This window comes from Mycolicibacterium sp. 624, from assembly GCF_040548615.1.
GTDB lineage: Bacteria > Actinomycetota > Actinomycetes > Mycobacteriales > Mycobacteriaceae > Mycobacterium.
On the sequence record NZ_JBEPRZ010000010.1, the window covers coordinates 1 to 22,859 of the forward strand.

Genomic DNA, 22,859 nt, shown 5'->3' on the forward strand with positions numbered 1-22,859 from the left:
AGATACTCGATCGGCCGGATCCCCATCGACTCCAACGCGTCGATCTCCTCGTTGATCCGCATCGCCCCCAACTGCGCGGTCACCCCGGCACCAAAAGTCGCCGCCAACCCGATCCCAGCCACCACCGGCGCCGAGATCCGCACATTGATGAACGCCGCCAAAAACCCCGTCAACGCCTCGATACCGATATTGCCCAGCGAGGAGTAACCCTGCACCGCCAGCGTGCCACCAGTGGCCAACGTCAAGAACCCGACAATCACCAGCGTGCCGCCGATCATCGCCAACACACCAGCACCCATGGAGATCTCAGCGATCAACCGCACAATCTCCTTGCGGAAGTGCACCGCGGCATGCGGTGTCCCACCGATGGCCCGACCAAAGAACAGCGTCTGATCCCCGATCCGCGACAACACACCAACCGGACGTGTCACCGCCCGGGTCAAACGCGGATACGTCGCTCGAAGCGCCACGATTGCGTCCCCGCCCGCTACTTGGCCGTCAACTGGATGCCGATCGCGGTGACCACCACGTTGATCACGAACAACGCCATGAACGCGAACACCACCGTCTCGTTGACCGCATTACCCACCGCCTTGGCCCCACCCCCGGTGATCGTCAACCCCCGATAACAGGCGATCAACCCGGCGAACAACCCGAACAACGCCGCCTTCACACACGAGATGATCACCTCGGGCACCCCGGTCAACAACGTGATCCCCGCCGCGAACGCCCCCGGGTTCACATCCTGAACGAACACCGAGAAGAAATACCCACCCAAAATCCCGATGATCACCACCAACGAATTGAGCAACAACGCCACCAGACCCGAGGCCAACATCCGCGGGGTCACCAACCGCTGCACCGGATTGATCCCCAACACCTCCATCGCGTCGATCTCCTCACGAATCGTCCGCGACCCCAGATCAGCACACATCGCCGTGGCCCCGGCCCCAGCCACGATCAACACCGTCACCAACGGACCCACCTGAGTCACCGCACCAAACGCCGCCCCCGCACCCGACAGATCAGCCGCACCCAACTCCCGCAACAAGATATTGAGCACAAAACTCACCAACACCGTGAACGGAATCGCCACCAACAACGTCGGCGCCAACGACACCCGCGCCACAAACCACGACTGCTCCAAAAACTCCCGCCACTGAAACGGCCGCACAAAGATGAACCTGAACGCATCCACCCCCATCGCAAACAACCCACCAACCGCCTGCATCGGCGACGCCAGTCCCTTGGGCAATGAGATCCCCGGCGACCAACGCTCTGGCCCTTTAACTGCCATACGTCCCGGGTCCTTCCGAGCTCGTCACGGCCGACGCATCCGTCGGACCGTCAATGTTGTGCGCCAGCGCGATTCGCGCGCGACCGTCCTTATTGACAGCATCCCGCAGTTGTTGGAACAACTCGACGCACTGTCCCATACCAAAGGCACCCGGCGGGTGCCGTTTGGCGTTAAAGCCACCACTGGAATTCACCGGTAAAGACTTACGAGACTGACGGTCTCGGTTGCGACGCGACGCATTGGCCGACTTATGTTGGCGCATAGCCGAATCCGGCGCTGTCCACACGCGCCCGATGCCACTCCCGGCGGCACCCACCATCGGCTGCTGAGCTGTCGCCCAGCACGGCAGGCGGGGGCGGTCAATCGCTGCGATTAACGGCATCGTTGTTATCCGCCGCCTAGGTGACGGCGCCAGCCGTCTTGAGTTCGATGATGCGGTCCCAATCCAGGTCGAGTTCCAGGAGGATCTCGTCGGTCTGCTCGGCGAACGCGGGTGCCGGCCCGGCCTGCGGAGCGGCCACATCGAACTGCACCGGGTTGGCGACCAACTCGAGTTCGCCTGCCGCAACGATGTATTCATTGGCTCGGACCTGTGCGTCCTGGGCCGCCTGCAGCGTGTCCTGCACGGGGGCCCACGGGCCGGCGAGGGTGGCGAAGCGCGCACTCCACTCCGGCAGGGTCCGCGTGGCGATCACCTCGCGCAGGATCTCGACGGCCTCGGCGGTGTGCTCGGCGATGCTCTGCGCCGTTGCGAACCGCGGGTCGTCGATCAGGTCCTCGCGATCGACGTGGCGGCAGACGTCGGCCCAGAACTTGGTCGGCTGCATCATCACCAGCGAGATGAAGCGGTCATCCTTGGTTCGGTAGACCCCCACCAGCGGGTTGATGGGTGAACCGTGCACCCCGGGCGGGGGCTGCACCATCAACTGGTTCAGGTGTGAGGTGAGTGCGATGGTGTGGCCCATCGCCCACAGACCGCTGCCGAGCAGCGACACGTCGACGATCGACGGCTCCCCCGTGCGCTCGCGCTTGAGCAGCGCCGCGGCGACTCCGCCCGCGAGATTGGTGCCAGAGATGGTGTCGCCGTAGGCCGGTCCGGGAGGCCCGATCATGCCCTCGACACCGGGTGGGGTGATGGTGGCTGCGGTACCCGCCCGGCACCAGAAGGCGGTCATGTCGTAGCCGCCCTTCTCGGACTCGCCGCCGCGCGGTCCGAGCGCGCTGCCGCGCGCGTAGACGATGGTCGGGTTGACCGCGCGGATGTCGTCGACGTCGATGCCGAACTTGGTGCGGTGCCCCGGCAGGAAGCTGGTCAGGAAGACGTCGGCGCGCTTGGCGAGCTCCAGCAGGACCTCACGCCCCTCGGGCTTGGAGACGTCCAGCCCGATACTGCGCTTGCCACGGTTGGCGTGCTCGATGTTGGGATTCGGGTCGCCCTCCACGCGCAGCGGGCCGGTCTGGCGCAGCCCGCGCTGGGGGTCACCGGTGACGGCGTGCTCGACCTTGATGACCTCGGCGCCCCACTCGGCGAGCACCGCGCCAGCGGACGGGACGAACCCGTACATGGCGACCTCGAGAACACGGATTCCATCCAGGGGCCCGGCCATCAGGACACCACCGTGGCAAAGGTCTTGGACTCGAGGAACTCGTCGAGGCCCGCCGAGCCCATCTCCCTGCCGATGCCGGATTGCTTGAACCCGCCGAACGGACTGTCGGGGCTGAAGTAGTTGCCGCCGTTGATCGAGAACGTGCCGGTGCGGATGCGGCGGGCGATCGCCAGAGCACGTTCCTGGCCGCCGAACACCGCGCCGGACAGCCCGTAGATCGAGTTGTTGGCAATCCGGACGGCGTCATCGTCGTCGTCGTAGGCGATCACTGCCAGGACCGGCCCGAAGACCTCCTCCTGGGCGATCTCACTGTCGGGCGCGACATTGGTCAGCAGCGTCGGCGTGTAGAAGTAGCCCGGGCCCTTCTTCTCGCCGCCGGTGACGAGCGTCGCGCCGGCCGCGACAGCCCGCTGCACCATCGCGTCGACCTTGTCCCGTTGCCGTCCACTGATCAGCGGACCCATGTAGGTCTTGGGGTCTGTCGGGTCGCCGTAGCGCACGTGGCTGAAGTTCGTCTTGATGAGTTCGACGATCTCGTCGTGGTGCTTGCGCGGCACCAGCAGCCGCGACGTCAGCGCGCAGCCCTGACCGGCGTGGGTGACCATGCTGAACGCCGAGAACACCGCGGCGGTGCCGAAGTCGGCATCGTCGAGCACAATCGCCGCGGACTTGCCGCCGAGTTCGAGAAACACCTTCTTGAGTGTCTCGCTGGCAGCCGCCATGATGCGGCGCCCTGTCGGGGTGGATCCGGTGAAGGTCACCATGTCGACGTCGGGGCTCGTGGTGAGCACCGCGCCGACCGCGGGGTCCGAGGAGCTGAGCACGTTGACGACACCCGCGGGGATGTCGGTGTGGTTGGCGATCAGCTCACCGAGCGCCAGCGTGACGAGCGGGGTGTCGGGTGCACCCTTGAGAACCACGGTGCAGCCCGCGGCCAGGGCGGGTGCGAGCTTCGCCAGGGCCAACTGGTTGGGGTAGTTGTAGGCGATGATCGCCGCGACGACACCTGCGGCTTCCTTCTCCACCCAGCGGTGGTGCTGCATGCCGCGGCTCTCGATGTTGCCGAGGTCCTCGGTCAGCGGATAGTCGCGCAGCAGATCGGCGTAGTACCGCACGATCGCGATCGGCTGATCGAGCTGTGCGCCCTGGGTCAGTGCCGGCGTGGCACCGACCTCGGCGATGGTGAGATCGGCCAGTTCGTCGCGGTGCTCGACGAGCGCGCGATGGAACTGATCGAGGCAACGGATCCGAAGGTCGACGTCGGTGGCCCAGTCGCCGGTGTCGAAGGCGCGCCGCGCTGCCGCGATCGCCCTCTCCGCGTCGGCCACCGTGCCCTCGGGGGCGTATCCCAGCACCTCTTCGGTCGCCGGATTCACCGAGGCGAAGGTCCCCGCCACCTCGACCAGTTCCCCGTCGATCAGCATCCGTCGATCAGCCTGCGACACCGGCGCCGACTCGGCGCGATCCTGTGCGCCACTGGAGATGGTCGGCGTCTGGGACATCCAGCCTCCTGGCTTCGTGATTTGGGTGGTGCGTGGTCACTGTGATGGAAATTTCATTCTCATCAGGGGCGAATCTTACATTCGCAGAGTGAGAACGCAAGGAATGCTAGACCACCTAGTCAGGTTGGTTGACGCCGCCGGACATGGTGTTAGGCGACGTCACCAGGACTGGCCCGGATCTTGCGGGACAACGCACCGCGAGAGTACGGTTCTCATAATCGAAAGGACGATTCTTGATGCCTGTGCGACAGCCCCTCGGAGGCCGTGAGTGAAGAACGCCGTTGTCACCGGAGGCGGGTCCGGCATTGGTGAGGCGATCGCCAATCGGCTGCGGTCCGATGGGCACCACGTCGCGGTCATTGATCTGAATCCGTCAGAGGCCGATTTCAGCTTCGTCGCCGACGTCACCGACCGTGGCGCGATCGATGAGGCCCTGACGGGTATCCGCGCACAGCTCGGCCCGGTGTCGATCCTCGTCAACGCCGCCGGCCTGGACAGCTTCAAGAAGTTCCACGACGTGTCCTTCGAGCGCTGGCAGCGCGTGATCGACGTCAATCTCAACGGCGTCTTTCACTGCATCCAGGCAGTGCTGCCCGACATGATCGAGGCGGGCTGGGGACGCATCGTCAACATCTCGTCGTCGAGCACGCACTCGGGCGCTCCCTATATGGCTCCGTATGTGGCGGCCAAGTCCGCGGTCAACGGCCTCACCAAGACGCTGGCCCTCGAGTACGGCCCCGACGGCATCACGGTCAACGCCGTGCCTCCGGGCTTCATCGACACACCGATGCTGCGCGCCGCCGCGGACAAGGGCTTCCTCGGCGATATCGAGCAGACCATCAAGGCCACCCCGGTGCGACGTATCGGCAGGCCCGAGGACATCGCCGCCGCGTGCGCCTTCCTCATCTCCGAGGAGGCGTCCTACATCACCGGACAGATCCTGGGCGTCAACGGCGGCCGCAACACCTGATCGACCACCACGACTTATGACAACGCAAAGACTCTCGAAAGGACAGACCTGTGGGACGTGTTGAGGGCAAGGTCGCATTCGTCACTGGCGCAGCTCGAGGACAGGGCCGCAGCCACGCGGTTCGACTGGCGGAGGAGGGCGCCGACATCATCGCCGTCGATCTCTGCGAGAACATCGACACCATCGGTTATCCGATGGCCACTCTCGAGGATCTCGAGGAGACGGCGAAGTTCATCGAGAAGACCGGGCGACGTGCCTTCACCGCGCGGGCCGACGTCCGTGAGGCGAGCCAGCTGCGTGAGGCGCTCGACAACGGGCTCAAGGAGTTCGGCAAGGTCGACATCGTGGTCGCCCAGGCGGGTGTCGCAGGGATGAAGGGCCAGCCGCCACTGCAGGCCTGGATCGACGTCATCAACACCAACCTGATCGGCACCATCAACGCCATCCAGGTGGCCCTGCCCCACCTCACCGAGGGCGGGTCGATCATCGCGACGGGTTCGACGGCGGCGCTGATGGACACCAGCAAGAAGGACAACCCCGGCAACGATCCCGGCGGCATGGCCTACGTCCACTCCAAGCGCGCACTGTCGGCCTTCGTCCACGACCTGGCCACCGAGCTGGCGCCACGCGGTATCCGCGCCAACGTCGTTCATCCGACGAACTGCAACACCAACATGCTCAAGAGCGACCCGATGTACCGCTCGTTCCGCCCTGACCTGGAGACCCCCGAACTCAAGGACGCCGAGCCGGTGTTCTACGTGCAGCAGGCGATGAAGGTGCCGTGGGTGGAGCCCGAGGACATCAGCAACGCGGTGCTGTGGCTGGCCTCCGACGAGGCCAGGTTCGTCACGGGAGCCCAGCTGCGCATCGACGCGGGCGGCTACCTGAAGTGGTACGACTACCACAACTGAGCCCATCTGGTTTCTCGCCCAACGGAAGTCACTACAAGAAGGGGTCCGCTCGTGAAGGTCTCGGTTGACGGACAGCGCTGCCAGGGCCACACCCTGTGCTCGATGATCGCGCCCGACTCGTTCGAACTCGATGACGTCGATGGCCACGCGACACCGGTCAACGAGGTGGTACCCGCAGACCAGGAGGCCCTGGTCGCCGAGGCGGCTCACTCCTGCCCCGAACAGGCCATCGTCATCGAATGACTCCCGTGAGGGACGTCTGATTCTTCAAGAGAGACAATAGGAGACACCGCCGTGAGCATCGACGACGTCGCATGCGACGACGATCGCAAGAAGGACAGCTTCCACTTCGACCGGCACACACCGGAGTACCGGGAGCAGTTCCAGCAGATCACCGAGGAGATGCACGCCAAGTGCCCGGTGGCGTGGACCGACGTCTACGACGGCCACTGGGTCGCCGCGGGCAGCAATGAGGTGTTCGAACTCGCCCGTTGCCCGGTGATCTCCAACGATCACGACCTGCACGGCGAACGCCGCGGCTACAAGGGCATCACCATCCCGAAGGCGCAGCGCGCCACGGTGGTCCGTGGCGGGATCCTGGAGATGGACGAGCCCGAGCACAGCACCTACCGGGGCGCACTCAACCCGTACCTGTCCCCCGCCGCGATCAAGCGGTGGGTGCCGTTCGTCGACGAGATCACCCGCGCGGCCATTGACGACAGGATCGAGACCGGCCGCATCGACTTCGTCGACGATCTGGCCAACATCGTGCCTGCGGTGCTCACCCTGGCGATGATGGGCATCCAGCTGAACAAATGGCTGATCTACAGCGAACCGGCCCACGCCGGGGTGTCCACGCCGGAACACTCGCCGGACGCCCCGCGCGTCGCCGAGATGAATCGGCAAATGGGCATCGACATGATCAACGCGATGATGGAGATCCGTGCGAATCCCCGGCCAGGTCTGGTGAACGCGTTGTTGCAGTTGCGCATTGACGGCGAGCCGGCGCCGGACCTGGAGATCCTGGGCAACCTGGGCTTGATCATCGGTGGCGGATTCGACACCACGACCGCGCTCACGGCGCACGCGCTGGAGTGGCTGTCGGAGAACCCGCACGAGCGTGAGCGTCTCAGCCGCGAGCGGGAGACACTTCTGCATCCCGCCACCGAGGAGTTCCTGCGCTTCTTCACGCCCGCGCCCGGCGACGGCCGCACCTTCGCCGACGATGTCGAGGTCGACGGACGCCGCTTCAAGGAGGGCGAGCGGCTGTGGCTGTCGTGGGCGATGGCCAACCGCGACCCGTCGGTCTTCGAGGACCCCAACAAGGTTGTCATGGACCGGAAGGGCAACCGCCACTTCAGCTTCGGCATCGGCGTACACCGCTGCGTGGGCTCCAATGTGGCCCGCACGGTGTTCAAGTCCATGCTGACCGCAGTCCTCGACCGGATGCCCGACTATGTCTGTGACCCCGAGGGCGCGGAGCACTACGAGAGCATCGGGGTGATTCAGGGCATGAAGCATCTGCCCGCAACGTTCACACCCGGCAAGCGCCTCGGCCCCGGTCTCGACGAGACGCTGGAGAAGTTACAGCGGATCTGCGATGAACAGCTACCGGCCCGGCCCATCACCGAGTACAAGGAAACCGTCGTCATCGACTGAGCCCCGTCCCCGTTGCGATTTCGGCGCGGTTTGGAGCGGTGAGCGCTCCAAAACGCGCCGAAATCGCTAGGAGCGGGGCAGTCCGAGCACCTGCTGCGCGATGATGTTGCGCTGGATCTCCGAGGTCCCGCCTGCGATGGTCCCCGAGAAGCTGCGGGCGTACCGCTCGAACCAGCTGGCGAAATAGTGGTCGAGGTTCATGTGCGCGTACGGGCCCGACGTGGACGGATGGATCAGCCCCTGTGGGCCGGCACCAGTGAGCGCGTTGCCCGCCGCCCGCATCTCGGCCTCGGCGCCAAACAGTTTGGGTATCGACACCGCAGCGACGTCGACCTGCCCGCGCGCCGCCTGCGCCAGACCCACCGAGCCGAGCAGCCGCAGGGCCTGGTAGTCCATGATCGTGCTGGCGAACGCGTCGCGCTCGAGCGCGTTGCTCGGCTTGAAGTCGGCGATCGAGTTGGCGATCCGGTCGGCGAATCCCAGCCACATCATCGTGCGCTCGTGGCCCAGTGAACCGTTGGCGACCTTCCAACCGCCGTTGAGCGGTCCGACGAGGTTCTCGGCGGGGACGCGGACGTCGGCGAAGAAGACCTCGTTGAAGTCCTTGTTCTCCTCGCCGCAGATGTCTGCGAACGGACGGCACACCACGCCAGGAAGGTCCGTCGGGATGATCAGCACACTGATGCCCTTGTGCTTGGGCGCATCGGGGTCGGTGCGCACGAAGGTCAGCAGCCAGTCGGCATCGTGCGCCCCCGACGTCCACACCTTCTGCCCGTTGACGACGAACTCGTCGCCGTCACGGACCGCGCGCGTGCGCAGCGACGCAAGGTCAGAACCCGCACTGGGCTCACTCATACCCAGCGACGCGGTGCGCTCACCACGCAGGACGGGCACGGCCCACCGCTGCTTCTGCTCATCACTGCCGAACGAGATCAGTGATGCGGCAATGATATTGACGCCCTGCGGGTTGAAGCTGTGATAGATCCGGCGGGTGCACAACTCCTCGAGGTGCACGTACTGCTGCAGGACCGACGCATTGCGCCCACCGAACTCGGGCGGTTGCGCGGGCAGGAGCCAACCGTTGTCGAACAGCAGTCGCTGCCAGTCGCGGGCCCACTGCGGCATGTGCGATACCGAGCGCGGACGCTCGAGGGTGTCGGCCGCCGAGGGTAGGTGCTCGTCGAGAAACGCGGCGAACTCGGCGCGGAACTCCTCGACCTCGGCATCAAATGTGAGCTGCATCGAACTCCTCCGCGATCAATGCACGGTGCTCCGCGGCACCACCGAGCATCAGCTCCCCCGCCTTGGCGCGCTTCAGCGCGAACTGCAGGTCGTTCTCCCAGGTGAATCCCATCGCCCCGAACGTCTGCAGTCCGTGCCGGAAGACCAGGTCCTGGCACTCGCCGGCGGACGCCTTGGCCATCGCTGCCGCGAGGCGGCGCCTTGGGTCGTCAGCGGCGATGGTCAGCGCCGCGAAGTAGGACAGGGCACGAGCACGTTCGATCGCGACGTGCATGTCGACGGCCTTGTGCTGAATGGCCTGGAAGGAGCCAATCGGCACACCGAACTGGTGGCGGTTCTTGGCGTGGTCGAGAGCCATGTCCAGGATGCGTTGACACGCACCGACCATCGTCATTGACATGCCCATCAGCGCGATATGCCTGGCGCGCTCCACGTCGACCTCGAGCCGATCACTGTCGGCGACGTGCGCGCCGTGGAATGACACCTCGGACACGTGCAGTACGGGGTCGAAGACATCGGCGCGGTGGGTGCTCACCGCGCCGGCCTCGACGAGGAACACACCGGCATCGGTCACCACGGCGAAGCGGTCGGCCCGGTCGCCGTCGAGGACGAACCGGTCGGTGCCGTTGAGCAGCCAGCCGTCGGCATCTCGGTGGGCGCTGATCCCGGTGTACACAGCACTTCCCGTGCACTGCGGATCGAATCGGTCCCCCACCAGGGGTGCGTACTGGGTGAGCGTGGCCAGAAACGGCGTCGGGTCGGTGGCGCGGCCGAGTTCCTCGAGCACGATCGCCAACTCGACGGCGTTCTCGGGATCGGTCAGCTCGGTCCAGCCGGCATCGACGTAGGTCTTCCACAACGGCGTCGCATCCGCACCGTTCTCAGCGATATCGCGCACCAACGTGGCCGGACACTGCTTGCCCACGGCGTCGCGGACAGTCTCCTGCCATAGTCGCTGATCAGCATCGAACTCCAAAAGCATGCAGCCGCCTCCCGATGACTTGCGTGGTCAGAGTGAGAATAACATTCTCATCATGTGGTTACGCGTTCTCCGTTTCCACGTACGCTGTTTCGCATCAGCCCCGCTGCGCAACTGACCAGCAGACACGCTTACCAGCGAAGACGTGAGAGATCATCTGGAGAATCTTGTTCTTGCTAATGAAGAACAACGATCTACACTGAGGATATGACCGACGTCGGTGGCCGCCTGGCACGACCCGTCGGCAGGTTTGGCCGGGCCATCAGGACATCGGAGGGCAGATCTCGGTGAGGGAACTCATTGACGGCGCGGGCAACGTCACGACGACGCCCGTGATCGACGCGAGCGTGCACATCTTCTGCCAGTCCAACAAGGACCTGCGGCAGACGTTCATGCGGGAGCCCTTCTCCAGCCGGGGCTTCCCCGATTACGAGATGGACTGGTACGGCGCGCCCGGCGGCGAGTACATCAAGGGCAGCAAGGGGCCGGACCGGCAGTACCCCGGCTCGGACCCCGGGCTCGTCGGCGAGGAGCTGTTCGGCAGGCGGGGCGTGGACATCGCCATCCTGCATCCGATGACGCGCGGCATCATGCCGGACCGCCACCTCGGCACCGCGATCGCAGCCGGGCACAACGAGATGATGGTGACGCGCTGGCTCGAGCACGACGAGTTCGGCGACAAGTTCCGTGGCACCATCCGGGTCAACCCCGACGACGTCGCCGGTGCGTTGCGCGAGATCGAGAAGTACAAGGACCATCCACGCGTGGTGCAGATCGGCATTCCGCTGCAGTCGCGTGAGCTGTACGGCAAGCCGCAGTTCTGGCCGCTGTGGGAGGCCGCGGTAGCCGCGAATCTGCCTGTCGCCGTTCACATCGAGGTGGGCGCAGGCATCGCCTTCCCGCCGACTCCGTCGGGTAAGACCCGCACCTACGAGCAGTACCTGTCCTTCATGTCGTTGAACTACCTGTACCACCTGATGAACATGATCGCCGAGGGCGTCTTCGAGCGTCTCCCGGAGTTGAGGTTCGTCTGGGCCGACGGCGCAGCGGACATGTTGACGCCATTCATGTGGCGGATGGACTGCTTCGGCCGACCGCACCTGGAGCAGACGCCGTGGGCGCCGAAGATGCCCAGCGACTACCTGCCGGGCCACGTCTTCTTCGTCCAGGGCTACTTCGACGGTCCCGGCGACACCGACTTCGCGGGTGAGTGGTTCAGCTTCACCGGCAAGGAGGACATGACGATGTTCGGCTCCAGCTACCCGCACTGGGACAGCAACGAGTTGGTCGTGCCGAGCAGCTACTCAGCCGAGCAGCGCGACAAGCTCTGCTGGCGCAATGCCGCTGAGCTGTACGGCCTTGAAATGCCGGCAAGCCCGGTCATTCCGTCCGCGCGTGCGGCACAGTAGAGGGAAGCGAGGAGGCCACCATGTCCGTGACTGCCAATCCACGAGTGCCCGCCGCCGAGCGCATCGCCGTTCGGTGCGTTGACTCCGATGTTCACCCGATGCCCAAGCGAGGGCAGCTGATTGAGTACATCCCGGAGCCGTGGCGCAGCAAGTACTTCACCAACCATGCCGTCGGTGACCAGATCTATTACGACGCGCCGGATTACGCGCACTCCTACGCCATGCGGGTCGACAGCTTCCCGCCGGACGGGGAGTTCGCGTGCAGCGACCCCGATATGGCACTGCGGCAGCTGATCATGGAGGCCGGCTCCGATATCGCCATCCTTGAGCCCACCCACGGCGAGAGCAGGCTGGCCGAGGCCACCGGCGCGTACTGCACGGCCACCAACGCCTGGCTCGCCGACAATTGGCTCGACAGCCACAACAACTGGCACGAGCGCTGGCGTGGTTCCATCTGCATCGCCATCGAGGATCAGAAGAGCTCCATCAGCGAGATCGAGAAGTGGGCCGAGCACCCCTACATGTCGCAGATCCTGATCAAGGCCGAGCCACGCCCGTCGTGGGGTGACCCGAGCTACGACCCGATCTGGGCAACCGCCACCAAGTACGACATGCCGGTGAGCTGCCACCTGTCACGCGGCGTGTACGAGACGCTGCCGATCCCGCCGGTGGGCCTGCCCAGTTACAACCACGACTTCATGGTCACCTACTCGCTGCTGGCGGCCAATCAGGTGATGAGCCTGATCTTCGACGGCACGTTCGACCGCCACCCCACCCTGAGGATCGTGTTCATTGAGCACGCGTTCACCTGGATCCTGCCGCTGATGTGGCGGATGGACGCCATCTACGAGAAGCGCAAGTCCTGGATGGACATCAAGCGCAAGCCCAGCGAGTACGTCAAGGACCACATCAAGTTCAGCACCCAGCCGCTGGACTATCCGCAGGACAAGACCGAACTCTCACGCACCTTCGAGTGGATGGAGTGCGAGAAGATCCTGCTCTACAGCAGCGACTACCCGCACTGGACGTTCGACGACCCACGCTGGTTGGTCAAGCACCTGCCCGAGCACGCCCGCGAGGCCATCATGTTCCGCAACGGCATCGAGACCTACAAGCTGCCGGACACCGTGCCGGTGCTCGAGGGTCAGGTCCGGGTCTTCTAGAGCATGGCTGAGGACAAGACGCCCCGGCTGGCGCAGGGGCGAGAGCACGCCGTCGCCACCGTCGACGAAATACCCCCTGGCACACACAAACTGGTGCCAATCGGCAGACATGGCGTTGGCGTGTACAACGTCAACGGTACGTTCTACGCCATCGCGAACTACTGCCCACACGAGGGCGGACCGCTGTGCGCGGGACGCGCGCGCGGCCGCAACATCGTCGACGAGAGCGTGCCCGGTGACGCGGTGATGGTGCGCGATATGGAGTACATCTTCTGCCCCTGGCACCAATGGGGTTTCGAGCTCGCAACGGGGACTACCGCGGTCAAGCCCGAATGGAGCATTCGCACGTACCCCGTCCGGGTCGTCGGCAACGACGTCCTGGTACAGGCCTGACCGGACTTCGAGCCCAGGAGAGTTGGAGAGAAGTTGCCCGACAAGAAGATCGAGATCAACGGCGGGAATGTCGTCTACGAGATCCTCGGCAAGGAGGGTGATTTCATCGCCCTCACCCCCGGCGGTCGATTCAGCAAGGACATTCCCGGTCTGAAGCCCCTTGCGCGCAAGCTCGTCGCGGGTGGCTACCGGGTGTTGCTGTGGGACCGGCCGAACTGCGGCAAGTCCGACGTGCAGTTCTACGGGCAGAGCGAATCCCACATGCGCGCTGAGACGTTGAAGGAGCTGATCACCAGGCTCGACATCGGGCCGTGCATCATCGCGGGCGGATCTGGTGGCGCCAGGGACTCGATGATCACCACGATGCTCTATCCCGAACTCGTCACCAAGCTGGTGGTGTGGAACATCGTCGGCGGGGTCTACGGGTCCTTCGTACTCGGCGGGCACTACATCGTGCCGAGCATCCTCGCGGTCCGCGGGATGGGCATCAAGGGGTTGCAGCACGTCGCGGAGTGGAAGGAGCGCATCGAAGAGAACCCCGACAACGAAGCGCGCCTGCTTGGTCTTGATGCCGATGAGTTCCTCAAGGTGATGTTGCGCTGGCTCAACGCATTCGTGCCCAAGCCCGGTCAAACCATCCCCGGCGTGCCGGACGATATGTTCGACGAGATCAAGGTTCCGACGTTGATCATCCGGGGCGGCGAGAACGACTGGGACCACCCCAAGCGCACCTCACTCGAGGTCAACTGTCTCATCAAGGGATCCAAGCTGATCGATCCACCGTGGCCGGAGGACGCCTGGGAACGGGCGGGCGAGAAGTTCGCCGCCAGCGGCGGAACGAAGTTCTGCCTGTTCGACACCTGGGTCAAGGCGGCGCCGCCGATCCTCGACTTCCTCAGGGATTGATGACGGTGCAGCTACACCGTCACGATCTGGACCTCGCAATTGAGCGACGCCTCCAAAGCGGTGTGGACACGGCTTTCCGGCACGCGTTCGAGGTCCGCCTTGCGCAGGGTCACCCGCACGGTGTCCCACCCCGGTCCGTCAGGGCCCCCATCGGTTCGCTCGACATCGCCACGAAGCCCCAGTCCGGCGAGCACGCCATGCGCGTCGTCATCGGTGCCCCTGCTGACGTAGGTCAGCACTCCCGCAGCGGGTTCCGCACCGAATCCGCCGAATGCCGTGGTGCACAACTCGACCGCCGTGCGCTCCAGCGCCTCGGCGTCGTCTCCGACGATCAGTACCTCGACCTGTCTGCGACTGGGTGGCATGGCCGCGAGGTCGACATGCACTACCTCGGCACCGATCGCCGCGGCCAACCTCGCGAGGCTCGTCATGCCGTCAGTGAGTTGGGCGGGCGCAAGCCGCGCAGACGGGTCGACGTCGACACGCACCACCGCAGTTCTCATGCCCGCCAGCCTATCCGCGGGAAGGAAGGCCGTGAAATGACTACCGACGAGCGCTTGCGCGAGGAGCCATGACTACCGCCGAGAATCCGGTTGCCACCGACCTCAAGGTCGCGTCGTGGCCCGGACTCCAACCGCGGCTGCTCCTGGACACCACATCCGGTGTCGAGGGCTACCCCGAGTACGTCCGGGCCGGCGGATATCAGAGCCTCACCGACCCCGATGCCCTGCTCGATGAGATCGACCGCAGCGGTCTATTGGGTCGCGGCGGTGCGGCATTCCCGATGGCGGTCAAACTGCGCACGGTGCGCGACGCTGGCCGCGCGGGCCGTCGCACGGTCTTGCTGGCCAACGGCGAGGAGGGCGAGCCGGCATCAGTCAAGGACAGGTGGCTGCTCCGAAACCGTCCGCACCTGGTACTGGACGGCGTGCGACTCGCGGCGCGCATCGTCAACGCCGACAGCGCATTCGTCTACGTGTCGGACCCGCACGCCGCCCACGCTGTACGCACCGCGTTAACGGCCGTGCCGTCGGACGGTGTCGCCGTCAGCGTCGTCACCGTCGATCCCGGCTACGTCGCAGGCGAGGAGACCGCCGCGGTGCGCGCCGTCAACGGCGGACCGGCCAAGCCCACCGACAAGCCGCCACGTCCCTTCCAGGAGGGCGTCGGCGGTCATCCCACGCTGGTGAGCAACGTGGAGACGCTCGCCAATCTGCCGTTCATCCTCAAGCACGGAAGCGATGCCTACCGCCTGACGGGCACATCGGCCTCCCCCGGCACGTTCCTGGCGACCGTGACGGGCGCAGGCAGGGCCGCCGGACTGTACGAGCTGCCGCACGGGACATCAGTGGCCGATCTGCTGGTCCTGCACGGTGTTTCGGCCGACGCCGTGACCGGTGTGCTGATGGGCGGCTACTTCGCCGGTTTCATCAACCGTGATGTGCTGGGCGCCACGCTCGACCACGAGACGATGCGAGCGCTGGGCAGCGGGCTGGGTTGTGGCGCCGTGGCGATCCTCACCGACGACTGCCCCGTTGCCGTCGCGGCCGCGGTGCTGGCGTACTTCGACCGCGAGAACGCCGACCAGTGCGGTTCCTGCTTCAACGGCACTGCTGCGATGTCCGCGGTCGCCGCAGCCCTGCGCGACGGCGTCGCCACCGTCGAGGACCTGGCCCGACTGGAGCGGTGGTCGGTGGTGCTACGGGGCCGAGGCGCGTGCGCGACCCTCGACGCCGCCACCAACGTGGCCGCGACCCTGCTCAAGCAGTTCTCCGAGGATGTCGCCCGCCATGTGACCGGCGACTGCGACTCATGCCGTAACGGTGCGTACACCGCGCTGCGGCCCTATGAAGTGGAGGTGGAGTCATGAGTGGCCCCATGAGGATTCGTCTGGACCGCACCCTGTGCGACGGCTTCGGCATCTGCGCAAAGCACGCCCCCGAGTACTTCTCATTGGACGACTGGGGATACGCGTCGCTCATCGGCGACGGCACGGTGCCCGAGGCCGACCACGATGCCGTCCAGCGCGCGCTGTTTGACTGCCCCGTCCACGCGATCATCGAAATGAGCGAGAACCCCGGCGCCACGAACGGCGCGAACGGTGCGACCAACCTCCCCGTGCACGCCACGGCATCCGCGAAGACGGGTAACTGACATGGACCTGCCCGGCCGCCCGCTACCGCAGATCACGGCGGAGAACGAGTTCTTCTGGACATCGGGCTCCGACGGCCAACTGCGCATCCAGGAGTGCCAGAGCTGTCAGGCACTCATCCATCCGCCCGCGCCGATCTGCCGCTACTGCCGAAGCCGTGACCTGGGTGTCCGCGCGGTATCCGGCAAGGCGTCGCTCTCGGCTTTCACGGTGAACCACCGGTTCGGGTTTCCCGACCTGCCTCCCCCGTACGTCATAGCGCAGGTCGGTATCGCGGAGGATCCGCGGGTGCGCTTGACCACCAACATCATCGAGTGCGATCCCGAGGACCTCAAGATCGGCCAGACAGTCGAGGTCGTGTTCCAGCAGATCGCCGACGTCTGGCTGCCGGTGTTCCGGCCAGCGAGCGACGGTGAGACCGCGGCCCTGCCCGTCGACGAGATCGCACCACAGGACTTCGCCAAGCACGTTCGCCCGGCGTTGTCGGAGAAGAGATTCGAGGAGCACTCGGCGATCACCGGAATCGGCGCCTCGCGCATCGGCCGCCGTCTGATGGTGCCTCCGCTGTCGCTGACCATTGAGGCGTGTGAGGCGGCTGTCGCCGACGCCGGCCTGACGTTCGACGATATCGACGGCCTGTCGACCTACCCCGGGCTGGACATGGCCGGCATGGGCGAGGGCGGCGTGAGCGCACTCGAGGGCGCCCTCGGCTTGCGGCCGACGTGGATCAACGGCGGTATGGACACCTTCGGTCCCGGTGGATCGGTGATCGCGGCCATGATGGCCGTGGCCACTGGTATGGCACGCCACGTGCTGTGCTTCCGCACGCTGTGGGAGTCGACATTCGGCGAGATGTTGAAGCAGGGCAAGATGTCGCCGCCCGGCGGAGCACGAACCTCCAGTTGGCAGATGCCCTTCGGCGCGTCGTCGGCGTCACACACCTTGGCGCTCAACGCTCAACGTCATTTCGACCGGTACGGCACGACGCGAGAAACACTCGGCTGGATCGCGATCAATCAGCGCACCAACGCCGCACTGAACCCGACGGCGATCTACCGCGATCCCATGACGATGGACGACTACCTCTCGGCGCGCCTGATCACGACACCCTTCGGGCTCTACGACTGCGACGTGCCCTGCGACGGCGCCGTCGCCGTCATCGTGTCGGCTGTCGACGTCGCGCGTGACATGCCCAAGACCCCGGTGCTGTTCGAGGCCGTTGGCACGCAGATCCTCGAGCGCACCGACTGGGATCAGTCCACCCTGACCCATGAGCCGCAGGTGCTCGGCCAGGCCGCGCACATGTGGTCCCGAACGTCGCTACGGCCAAGCGACGTCGACGTCGCCGAGCTGTATGACGGGTTCTCGTTCAATTGCCTGTCCTGGCTGGAGGCCCTGGGCTTCTGCGGTATCGGCGAGGCCAAGGACTTCCTCGACGGCGGCAAGAACATCGCGCGTGACGGCGTGATCCCGCTCAACACCCACGGCGGTCAGCTGTCGCACGGCCGGACGCACGGGATGGGCCTGATCCACGAGGCCGTCACCCAGCTTCGCGGTGAGGCGGGCGATCGTCAGGTCAAAGACGCCAAGATCGCGGTCACCAGCAGCGGCGGTCTGACGCCCAGCGGCGTCATGCTGATGCGGATCGATTCGTGAGAGTGCGCACGCGAGGAGCAAAATGACGGTGCGGACGCGAGGAGCAAAATGACGGTGCGGACGCGAGGAGCAAGATGACGGTGCGGACGCGAGGAGCAAGATGACAGAAGCCGCGCCACGTCCCCGCGTCGTCATGGTCGACGGCGTACCGATGTCCGGGCTCGTCGCCGAGGTACAGGATCCGCGGGCCGTGATCGTCGCCATCCACGGCGGCGCGACGTCGGCGGCGTACTTCGACTGCCCGGGCAATCCGCGATTGTCATTGCTGCGCTTGGCCGCAGCGCAGGGCTACACGGCGATCGCGCTGGACCGGCCCGGCTACGGCGCGTCCGCGCTCTACTCCGACGAGATGGCCGACCCCGACCGCCGCGTGTCACTCGCCTACGGCGCCGTCGACAAGATCATCGCCGATGCCGGACGCGGCGCGGGTGTGTTCCTGGTCGCCCACTCGGCGGGCTGCGAACTCGCCCTGCGGATGGCGGTCGCCGACCGTGCCTCCGACGTGATCGGCCTGGAACTCGCGGGCACCGGATTGCGCTACAGCCCCGACGCACACGCCGTGATCAAGGAAGCCACCCTCACGTCACGACCGGCCGGTCTGCGTGATCTGCTCTGGCAACCGACCGACCTGTATCCGCCCGAGGTGCTGACCGGCGCGCTCTCCGCACCGGGTGTGGCCTACGAAAGCGACGTCACCGCGAACTGGGCGAAACGCGACTTCGCCGAACTAGCTGCGCGCGTGAGTGTTCCGGTCGAGTTCAGCATCGCCGATCACGAGAGCGTCTGGGAGTCCACACCCCAGGCGATCGACGACATCACCGCGCTGTTCACCGCCGCCCCGCGCATCGCCGCCAACGAGATGGCAGACAGCGGACACAATCTCAGCGTTGGCCTGACGGCAGGCGAGTACCACCAGCGAGTGTTGTCGTTCATCTCCGACTGCGTGGCTGCCGCGAGGGACAGCGCACCAGCGGACCATTCAGCGAAGTTAGAGGTGGAGGCGTGATGCGGGTCGGATTCATCGGTTTGGGCAGTCAGGGCGGGCCAATGGCGCGCCGGATCGTCGAGGGCGGCTATGACCTCACGTTGTGGGCACGCCGGTCGGCGTCGGTCGAGCCCTACGCCGACACCGCGGCGAAGGTGGCGGCGACCCCCGCCGAGCTCGGTGCGGCCAGCGACCTCGTCTGCCTGTGCGTGGTCGGCGATGACGACGTGCGCCAGGTCATCCTGGGTGACCAAGGTGTGCTGGCCGGGATGAAGCCCGGCGGGATCATCGCGATCCACAGCACGGTGCACCCCGACACGTGTCGCGAGCTTGCAGAAGTGGCAGCGGCCCAGGGTGTCTCGGTGATCGACGCACCGGTCAGCGGTGGCGGTCCGGCCGTGGTGGAGGGCACGCTGATGGTCATGGTCGGCGGCGAGGAGGCTGATGTCGAGAGGGTCCGACCGGTGTTCGCCACCTACTCCGACGCGGTCGTGCACCTCGGCGCTCTTGGCGCCGGCCAGGTGGCCAAGATCCTGAACAATCTTCAGTTCACCGCGAATCTGGGCAGCGCCTTGAGCACCCTGGAACTCGGCGACGCGCTTGGCATCGCTCGGGAACGGCTGTGCGAGGTGCTCAATCGCGGGTCCGCCACCAGCAAGGCGATCAGCAGCATCACGATGTTCGGCGGCAGTGTGGAGGGATTGGCCCCCATCGCCGGTGCGCTACTGCAGAAGGACGTCCGCCACGCAGCGAGCCTCGCCGCGACGGCGTCGGCGCCCGAGGGCACGGTTTTCAATGTCGCGGACACGGCGTTGGCGACGATGGACCACTCACGCTGATGCGCATCGGATTCGTCGGCGCGGGCCGGATGGGCGCTCCGATGGTGCGCCGCCTGGTCGACGCCGGACACGACGTCGACGCCGTCGGTCGCACCGAGGGCAAGCGGCAGGCCGTCGCCGAACTCGGCGCACGACCGGTCCCCGACCTGGCCGCCACAGCACCCGATGCCGACGCGATTGTGCTGTGCGTATTCACCGACGACGAGGTGAAACAGATCTGCCTCGAGGGTGATCTGGTGGCCGGGATGCGCCCGGGCTCAGCTTTGATTCTCCACACCACGGGAAGCCCGCGCACCGCACAGGCGATCGCCGAGCGCTTCACCCATGTCGATGTCATCGACGCACCGGTGAGTGGGGGTCCGCACGACATCGCCGCAGGCCACGTCACCCTCTTCGTCGGGGGCGACGACGCCGCGGTGGCCCGGATACAGCCCGTGGTCGGTGCGTACGGCGATCCCATCGTGCATGCGGGCGCCGTCGGCGCAGGCCAGTTGGTCAAGCTGATCAACAACACCATGTTCGCCGCTCAGATCGGACTGGTAGCCGAGGGCGTGCGACTCGGCACCCAGTTCGGCATCGACGAGGGCGCACTGCTCGGGGCCCTGACCCACGGCAGCTCCTCGAGCCGGGTGCTGGGCATGATCGCCTCGGCCGGCTCGGCAGATGCGTTCATCTCGGCGGTCGGCGAGTTCATCGGTAAGGACGTGGCCGTCGTGCGCAAGACCGTCGCAGAACTGGGCGGTGACCTCGGTGTCCTCGATGCACTGGTGAACGCTGGGGCCACGTCGTGACGCGCGCGGCTCACTTCATGAATCCGCTGAAAATCTCCCTGCGATGCCGCATACTGTAAGCGTTACAATTAACCAGCCTTCCGTAACGTATCCGGCATTGAGCTCAGTGCCGAGGAGGACACAGTGACCAAGCCCAAAGTCGTGTTCAGCCCGGTCTCGCCGGAGTACTTCGAGAACCCGTACGAGGTGTACACGCGGATGCGCGATGAGGCACCGCTGTACTACGACGAGGAAGAGGACTTCTACGCCCTGACCCGGCACGAGGACGTGGCGGCGGCGTTCAAGGACCACGAGTCGTTCTCGTCGGCCCGCGGCTGCGATCTGGGCATGGTGCGCTCGGGTGAGGTACCGCAGAAGTCGATCATCTTCATGGATCCGCCCGACCACCGGCACATGCGCAGCCTGCTCAACAAGGCGTTCACACCGCGCGCCATCCAGTCGCAGCGCGAGACCGTGGTCGAGCTCATCGACCACTATCTCGGCAAGGTGGATCCGAACAACTTCGATGTGGTGCAGGACTTCTCGGGACCGTTCCCGGTCGAGGTCATCACCCGCATGGCAGGGGTTCCCGAGGACTTCCGCCAGCAGGTTCGGCACTGGATCGACACCAGCCTGCACCGCAAACCGGGCCAGATCGATCTCGATGAAGACAACATGCAGGCCAACATCGACTCCGGCATGTACTACTACGGCCTGGTCCAGGAGCGGCGTAAGAACCCGCAGGACGACATGATCAGCCGGCTGATCGCCGCGGAGATCCCCGACGACGAGGGCAACCTGCGCAAGCTCGACGACATCGAGATCACGGGCTTCACCACGCTTCTCGGCGGTGCCGGTGCGGAGACCGTCACCAAGCTCGTCGGCAGCGCGGTGGTGGAGTTCGCCCAGCACCCCGACCAGTGGCAGAAGCTGCTCGACGACCGCAGCAAGATCCCGGCCGCGGTCGAGGAACTGCTTCGCTACGTCGGCCCGGTGCAGTACAACGTTCGCTACAGCGTGAGGGAAGTCGAGGTGCCCAGCGGTGTGATCCCGGCGAACAAGCCGGTCTTCCTGATGGGAGCCTCGGCCAACCGCGATCCGCGTGCCTTCACCGATGGCGAGACCTTCGACATCGACCGCGACCGCGCCGAGGCGCAGAATCTCGGGCTCGGCTACGGCATTCACAGCTGCCTCGGTGCCGCACTCGCCCGTATGGAGACCGCCATCGCGCTCGAGAAGTTGCTCGACTTCATGCCTCGCTACGAGGTCGACTTCGATGGCCTGCAGCGCGTCAACATGCAGAACGTCGCGGGCTATCACCACGTGCCGGTGAGGGTCAGCCGATGAGCCGCTTGCGCGAAGAGAAGGTCGTGAGGTGATCGTGACTCAGAAGATCGTGGTCGACTTCGGCCTATGCGAGAGCAATGCCGTGTGCATGGGCATCATCCCCGAGGTGTTCGACCTGGACGAGGACGATTACCTGCACGTGCTGACCGACGAAGTGACCCCGGACAACGAGGCGCAGGTCAGGGAAGCCGTGCGCCAGTGCCCGCGGCAGGCCATCGCCATCAGCGACGAGTAGATCCGCTCCGGTGCGATTCGTCCTCGTGCACGGTGGTTTTCACGCCGCGTGGTGTTGGGAGCGCACCATCTCCGAGCTGGCGAGGTTGGGGCACAGCGCGGTCGCCGTCGACCTGCCCGGCCATGGCGCCCTGATCGACCAGGAGTCGACGCTGACCAATCGACGCGACGCGATCGTCGGCGCGATGGCAGCCGACGGACAGACCCTCAATGTGCTGGTCGGCCACTCGGGCGGCGGATTCGACGCGACGCTCGCCGCCGACGCGCGCCCGGACCTGGTAAGCCACATCGTCTATCTGGCCGCCGCACTCCCCCGTGAGGGCCGCACCTACCCGGAGGCGATGGCGATGCGTGACTCCGACGACGAGTTGGGTGACGAGTTCGACGGTGACGTCGGAGAGATGTTGAGCTACTTGAAGTTCGACGACGACGGCGCTATGACGTTCGCGGACTTCGACGGTGCCTGGAAGTACTTCTATCACGACTGCGATGAGGACACCGCGCGCTGGGCGTTCGACCGGCTCGGCCCGGAGCGGTTCGGTGACACCACCGCGACACCGGTGTCGGTGGCTCGCTTCTGGGAGGCCAACCTGCCGCGCAGTTTCATCGTGTGCGAGCAGGATCGGTCGATGCCACGGTGGCTGGCCGACACCGTGACCCGGCGACTCGGCGTCAATCAGATCAGCATCGACGCCTCGCACTCGCCGTTCCTCAGCCGCCCGCGCGAACTCGCCGATCTCCTCGTGCACGCCACGACCACCACACCCGTGGGCCCACTGATCCCCCACTAATTCGCCGCGAGCAGACGCAAAGCTGCCCCTTTTCGCGTGAAAAGGGG

General features: G+C 65.8%; 25 protein-coding genes. 17 read left to right on the top strand and 8 right to left on the bottom strand.

The genetic code is table 11. The annotated features are described in order from the left end of the window. From ABIA65_RS30250 to ABIA65_RS30270, 5 genes are all read right to left on the bottom strand, one after another. Positions 1-473 (bottom strand): MlaE family ABC transporter permease (locus ABIA65_RS30250; protein WP_354526016.1); only part of this gene is annotated, 473 nt, incomplete at its 3' end. A 14-nt stretch (positions 474-487) separates the two neighbouring features. Continuing rightward, entirely contained in the window at positions 488-1,297 is an 810-nt protein-coding gene (locus tag ABIA65_RS30255) for an MlaE family ABC transporter permease (protein ID WP_354525865.1), read from the bottom strand. Next, positions 1,287-1,679, bottom strand: a complete 393-nt coding sequence (locus ABIA65_RS33545) for a thiolase C-terminal domain-containing protein (protein ID WP_502919638.1) — start codon at positions 1,677-1,679, stop codon at positions 1,287-1,289. Before ABIA65_RS33545 ends, ABIA65_RS30255 begins: the two co-directional genes overlap by 11 nt. A 16-nt stretch (positions 1,680-1,695) precedes the next feature. Next, positions 1,696-2,904, bottom strand: a complete 1,209-nt coding sequence (locus tag ABIA65_RS30265; RefSeq protein WP_354525866.1) for a CaiB/BaiF CoA transferase family protein — start codon at positions 2,902-2,904, stop codon at positions 1,696-1,698. After that, positions 2,904-4,406, bottom strand: a complete 1,503-nt coding sequence (locus ABIA65_RS30270) for an aldehyde dehydrogenase family protein (protein ID WP_354525867.1) — start codon at positions 4,404-4,406, stop codon at positions 2,904-2,906. Before ABIA65_RS30270 ends, ABIA65_RS30265 begins: the two co-directional genes overlap by 1 nt. 268 nt (positions 4,407-4,674) lie before the next feature. Here ABIA65_RS30270 and ABIA65_RS30275 point away from each other — a divergent pair, with 268 nt between their 5' ends. From ABIA65_RS30275 to ABIA65_RS30290, 4 genes are read left to right on the top strand one after another with little or no spacing between them, the layout of a single operon-like run. Then, entirely contained in the window at positions 4,675-5,376 is a 702-nt protein-coding gene (locus ABIA65_RS30275) for an SDR family NAD(P)-dependent oxidoreductase (protein WP_241404228.1), read from the top strand. Positions 5,377-5,426: 50 nt separating this feature from the next. Beyond that, entirely contained in the window at positions 5,427-6,287 is an 861-nt protein-coding gene (locus tag ABIA65_RS30280) for a mycofactocin-coupled SDR family oxidoreductase (protein WP_354525868.1), read from the top strand. A 51-nt stretch (positions 6,288-6,338) separates the two neighbouring features. Continuing rightward, on the top strand, positions 6,339-6,530 hold the full coding sequence (locus ABIA65_RS30285) for a ferredoxin (RefSeq protein ID WP_354525869.1): 192 nt from the start codon (positions 6,339-6,341) through the stop codon (positions 6,528-6,530). A gap of 51 nt (positions 6,531-6,581) precedes the next feature. Further along, positions 6,582-7,946: a cytochrome P450 gene (locus ABIA65_RS30290; RefSeq protein WP_354525870.1), complete on the top strand. Its 1,365-nt coding sequence runs from the start codon at positions 6,582-6,584 to the stop codon at positions 7,944-7,946. 66 nt (positions 7,947-8,012) lie between these two features. Here the strand turns inward: ABIA65_RS30290 and ABIA65_RS30295 are convergent, their stop codons facing one another. Further along, positions 8,013-9,188, bottom strand: coding sequence for an acyl-CoA dehydrogenase family protein (locus tag ABIA65_RS30295; RefSeq protein WP_354525871.1), 1,176 nt, complete (start codon positions 9,186-9,188; stop codon positions 8,013-8,015). Beyond that, complete coding sequence (locus ABIA65_RS30300) at positions 9,172-10,170, bottom strand: acyl-CoA dehydrogenase family protein (protein WP_354525872.1); 999 nt, start codon at positions 10,168-10,170, stop codon at positions 9,172-9,174. Before ABIA65_RS30300 ends, ABIA65_RS30295 begins: the two co-directional genes overlap by 17 nt. A 284-nt stretch (positions 10,171-10,454) precedes the next feature. Between ABIA65_RS30300 and ABIA65_RS30305 the strand changes: the two genes are divergently transcribed. From ABIA65_RS30305 to ABIA65_RS30320, 4 genes are read left to right on the top strand one after another with little or no spacing between them, the layout of a single operon-like run. After that, a complete protein-coding gene (locus tag ABIA65_RS30305; RefSeq protein WP_354525873.1) occupies positions 10,455-11,576 on the top strand; it encodes an amidohydrolase family protein in 1,122 nt (373 codons plus the stop codon). A gap of 20 nt (positions 11,577-11,596) precedes the next feature. Then, complete coding sequence (locus ABIA65_RS30310) at positions 11,597-12,739, top strand: amidohydrolase family protein (protein ID WP_354525874.1); 1,143 nt, start codon at positions 11,597-11,599, stop codon at positions 12,737-12,739. Between the two features lie 3 nt (positions 12,740-12,742). Next, a complete protein-coding gene (locus tag ABIA65_RS30315) occupies positions 12,743-13,132 on the top strand; it encodes a Rieske (2Fe-2S) protein (RefSeq protein WP_241404221.1) in 390 nt (129 codons plus the stop codon). Positions 13,133-13,165: 33 nt separating this feature from the next. Next, positions 13,166-14,038 carry an alpha/beta fold hydrolase gene (locus ABIA65_RS30320; RefSeq protein ID WP_241404220.1) on the top strand — a complete coding sequence of 291 codons (873 nt, stop codon included), beginning with the start codon at positions 13,166-13,168 and terminating at the stop codon, positions 14,036-14,038. Positions 14,039-14,049: 11 nt separating this feature from the next. On the opposite strand, the gene ABIA65_RS30325 is transcribed toward ABIA65_RS30320, so the two are convergent. Then, the gene (locus tag ABIA65_RS30325; protein ID WP_241404219.1) at positions 14,050-14,541 is read right to left on the bottom strand and encodes a hypothetical protein; all 492 of its coding nucleotides are present in this window, start codon (positions 14,539-14,541) and stop codon (positions 14,050-14,052) included. 68 nt (positions 14,542-14,609) lie between these two features. On the opposite strand from ABIA65_RS30325, the gene ABIA65_RS30330 reads away from it, so the two are divergent. The 9 genes from ABIA65_RS30330 (at position 14,610) to ABIA65_RS30370 (ending at position 22,812) form a co-directional block, all read left to right on the top strand. Further along, the gene (locus tag ABIA65_RS30330) at positions 14,610-15,908 is read left to right on the top strand and encodes an NADH-ubiquinone oxidoreductase-F iron-sulfur binding region domain-containing protein (protein WP_354525875.1); all 1,299 of its coding nucleotides are present in this window, start codon (positions 14,610-14,612) and stop codon (positions 15,906-15,908) included. Beyond that, positions 15,905-16,192, top strand: a complete 288-nt coding sequence (locus tag ABIA65_RS30335; protein ID WP_354525876.1) for a ferredoxin — start codon at positions 15,905-15,907, stop codon at positions 16,190-16,192. The genes ABIA65_RS30330 and ABIA65_RS30335 overlap by 4 nt, the downstream gene beginning before the upstream one ends. Before the next feature lies 1 nt (position 16,193). Continuing rightward, a complete protein-coding gene (locus ABIA65_RS30340; RefSeq protein ID WP_354525877.1) occupies positions 16,194-17,846 on the top strand; it encodes a thiolase C-terminal domain-containing protein in 1,653 nt (550 codons plus the stop codon). Positions 17,847-17,946: 100 nt separating this feature from the next. After that, positions 17,947-18,852, top strand: coding sequence for an alpha/beta hydrolase (locus tag ABIA65_RS30345; RefSeq protein ID WP_354525878.1), 906 nt, complete (start codon positions 17,947-17,949; stop codon positions 18,850-18,852). After that, entirely contained in the window at positions 18,852-19,670 is an 819-nt protein-coding gene (locus ABIA65_RS30350; RefSeq protein ID WP_241405563.1) for an NAD(P)-dependent oxidoreductase, read from the top strand. The genes ABIA65_RS30345 and ABIA65_RS30350 overlap by 1 nt, the downstream gene beginning before the upstream one ends. Beyond that, positions 19,670-20,461: an NAD(P)-dependent oxidoreductase gene (locus ABIA65_RS30355; protein ID WP_354525879.1), complete on the top strand. Its 792-nt coding sequence runs from the start codon at positions 19,670-19,672 to the stop codon at positions 20,459-20,461. The genes ABIA65_RS30350 and ABIA65_RS30355 overlap by 1 nt, the downstream gene beginning before the upstream one ends. Before the next feature lie 123 nt (positions 20,462-20,584). Then, positions 20,585-21,787, top strand: a complete 1,203-nt coding sequence (locus ABIA65_RS30360) for a cytochrome P450 (RefSeq protein ID WP_354525880.1) — start codon at positions 20,585-20,587, stop codon at positions 21,785-21,787. Positions 21,788-21,821: 34 nt separating this feature from the next. Next, positions 21,822-22,022, top strand: a complete 201-nt coding sequence (locus tag ABIA65_RS30365) for a ferredoxin (RefSeq protein ID WP_241404212.1) — start codon at positions 21,822-21,824, stop codon at positions 22,020-22,022. Positions 22,023-22,032: 10 nt separating this feature from the next. Then, entirely contained in the window at positions 22,033-22,812 is a 780-nt protein-coding gene (locus ABIA65_RS30370; RefSeq protein ID WP_354525881.1) for an alpha/beta fold hydrolase, read from the top strand. The last annotated feature ends 47 nt before the right edge of the window (positions 22,813-22,859 follow it).